Source organism: Listeria rocourtiae subsp. hofi, from assembly GCF_963575615.1.
In the GTDB taxonomy this organism is placed as follows: domain Bacteria; phylum Bacillota; class Bacilli; order Lactobacillales; family Listeriaceae; genus Listeria_A; species Listeria_A hofi.
In genome coordinates, this window is the sequence record NZ_CAUYTL010000100.1 from 1 (window position 1) to 370 (window position 370).

Annotated in this window: 2 tRNA genes and 1 rRNA gene; all 3 read left to right on the forward strand. The window is 48.1% G+C overall.

Annotated features, from left to right (window positions below):
* Nucleotides 1–57: ribosomal RNA gene (locus tag R8925_RS15885) — 16S ribosomal RNA — on the forward strand; the annotation flags it as partial.
* 113 nt (nt 58–170) lie between these two features.
* Nucleotides 171–244, forward strand: a tRNA-Ile gene (locus R8925_RS15890).
* Between the two features lie 49 nt (nt 245–293).
* Nucleotides 294–369 (forward strand) — tRNA-Ala (locus R8925_RS15895).
* The last annotated feature ends 1 nt before the right edge of the window (nt 370 follow it).

Below are 370 nucleotides of genomic sequence, written 5' to 3' on the forward strand. Positions count from 1 at the left end.
GGGGTGAAGTCGTAACAAGGTAGCCGTATCGGAAGGTGCGGCTGGATCACCTCCTTTCTAAGGAATAGGAAACCTGCGTTTGTTTTATCTTCTGTTTTGTTCAGTTTTGAGAGATTAATCTCTAAGTTAGTGGTGAGCCCTTTTTTTAGAAAGAGGCGCTTTTTATTGACGGGCCTATAGCTCAGCTGGTTAGAGCGCACGCCTGATAAGCGTGAGGTCGATGGTTCGAGTCCATTTAGGCCCACTTTCTTTTGATGAAAGCCGTCCACTAATTGTATATACCTATTTATTATGGGGCCTTAGCTCAGCTGGGAGAGCGCCTGCTTTGCACGCAGGAGGTCAGCGGTTCGATCCCGCTAGGCTCCACCAA